Here is a 1,989-nt window from a genome sequence, read left to right as displayed (position 1 = left end):
CAGTTAACGGGCGGAGCGAGCGCGGTCCCTACGGCCCGTCTCGAAGAGCCGCGCCGCGGCCCCAAGGGCCAACCCGACCGCGACGCCCACAGCAGCACGAGCGTGAGGCGGCGAACGCCGCTTAAGGCATGCGCTCGCGGAGCGGGCGATCCGCAGCCAATGCATTCGCCGCTGAAGCGGCTCCCACGCAATTAGCGTTATTTCGCCGAGCGCCGTTTCGCCAGCCATGCATCCAGTGCATTGGCGAAGGCTTGCCGGTCGCGCGGGTGCATGGTGGCGGGGCCGCCGGTGTTGACGCCGGAGCCGCGGAGTTCTTCCATGAAATTTCGCATGGAAAGGCGCTGCGCGATCGTGTCCTTCGTGTACATCTCGCCGCGCGGATGCAGGGCGAGGGCGCCTTTCTCGATGGCGAAGGCCGCCAGCGGAATGTCCTGGGTGACGACGAGATCGCCCGGTTCCACGCGGCGCACGATCTCATCGTCGGCCACGTCGAAGCCGCCCGGCACCTGGATCGAACGGACGAAACGCGAGGCCGGCGTGCGGATCCACGCGTTGGCGACCAGGGTTACGTTGACCTGTTCGCGCTCGGCGGCGCGAAACAGGATGTCCTTGATGACGTTGGGACAGGCGTCGGCGTCGACCCAGATCTGCACGGTCAGGCGTCCGTCCAGTCCACGTGGCCGTCGACGATGGTGTTGGTGCAGCCACCGACCCACACGGCCTCGCCGTCGATGCGGATGATGATGCGGGCGTCGTGACCGACTTCGCGGCCCTGGCTGACCACGTAGCCCTTCGCCAACGTGCCGCCGGTGTCGCGTGCGGCGACATAGGCGGCAATAAGGCCATTGGCGGCGCCAGATGCGGGGTCTTCCACGATACCGACGCCGGCCGGGAAAGCACGCACGGCCAGGCCTTCGGCGGAGCGGGCGAACACGCACAGGCCGAGGGTATCGGTGGCCAGGGCGAGCGCGCGGATGGCTGCATGGTCGGGGCGCCAGCCGCGCAGGGCGGCTTCGTCGGCGAACTCGGCGACCCACCAGCGACGGCCGCCTTCGACGCAGGCCGGGGCCAGTGCGCCTAGCTTGACGCCATAGAGGACGGCGGAAAGCGTCTCACCGGCACACGAGGCGTCGCCGACGATGCGCGCCTTGGGCGACTGCACGAACAGCTCACGTGCCTTGCCGTCCTTTTCCACGCGGATCGGCAGCACACCGGCGCCGCATTCCTGCCAGATGATGCCGGCCGCGTCGGGGGTGACCAGACCGGCATCGAGCGCGGCGTGCGCGCTGCCGATAGTCGGATGGCCGGCGAAGGGGATTTCCTTGGTCGGTGTAAAGATCCGTGCCCGGTAATCGGCGCCTTCGGCGCGCGCGGGCATCAGGAAGGTGGTTTCGACCAGGTTGGTCCAGTGGGCGAAGCGCTGCATGCGCTCGTCGGACCAGCCCTCGGCGTCGACGACGACGCCCAATGGATTTCCGCCGCCATGACGGGCGGCGAAGACGTCGAGCTGCTTGTAACGGATGGGGGACATCGGTCGTGCCGGGAGCGGGGGAGGTCGTCCATGATAGCCATCCATCGCCTGTCCGGCATGGGCCGGGGGTTCGACATCGGCGCGCGTTACCGCCAAGATGCGCGCTGGCCCGGTCCTAAAGGACGCTGTTTCGTCGCATGACTACGCTGCTCATCATCCTCGTGACCGCTGTGGTCTCCTTCTTTGCCTTCAGCAACCGGCGCCTGATGGACGACCTGATCCTCTGGCCGCCCGCGCTCTCGCGCAGCCGTGAGTATTACCGCCTGGTGAGCTACGGCCTGATCCACGCAGACTGGTCGCACCTGATCTTCAACATGCTCACGCTGTATTTTTTTGGCAGGATCATGGAGGAGTTCTACACCGCGGCCATGGGCCCGCTGGGCTTCGTTACGTTCTACATCGGCGCGTTGATCTTCTCGATCCTGCCGACCTACATGAAGAACCGTAACAATGCATGC

At 66.7% G+C, this 1,989-nt stretch carries 3 protein-coding genes; 1 reads left to right on the top strand and 2 read right to left on the bottom strand.

The annotated features are described in order from the left end of the window. Positions 1-197: 197 nt before the first annotated feature. A complete protein-coding gene (locus tag AC1DSN_RS21910) occupies positions 198-653 on the bottom strand; it encodes a YaiI/YqxD family protein (protein WP_477298579.1) in 456 nt (151 codons plus the stop codon). 2 nt (positions 654-655) lie between these two features. Further along, on the bottom strand, positions 656-1,531 hold the full coding sequence (locus AC1DSN_RS21905; protein WP_477298582.1) for a PhzF family phenazine biosynthesis protein: 876 nt from the start codon (positions 1,529-1,531) through the stop codon (positions 656-658). Positions 1,532-1,668: 137 nt separating this feature from the next. Here AC1DSN_RS21905 and AC1DSN_RS21900 point away from each other — a divergent pair. Then, the coding region (locus AC1DSN_RS21900) for a rhomboid family intramembrane serine protease (protein ID WP_477332889.1) at positions 1,669-1,989 on the top strand (321 nt) is incomplete at its 3' end.

It is taken from the genome of Luteibacter sp. P4_D7_3, from assembly GCF_056401735.1.
Note: the sequence above shows the minus strand (reverse complement) of the source record. Positions and strands in the feature narration are given on the sequence as shown.

Excerpts from the sequence above, each read along its gene's own strand:
- AC1DSN_RS21905 (WP_477298582.1), bottom strand. The coding sequence starts at position 1,531 with ATGTCCCCCATCCGTTACAAGCAGCTCGACGTCTTCGCCGCCCGTCAT.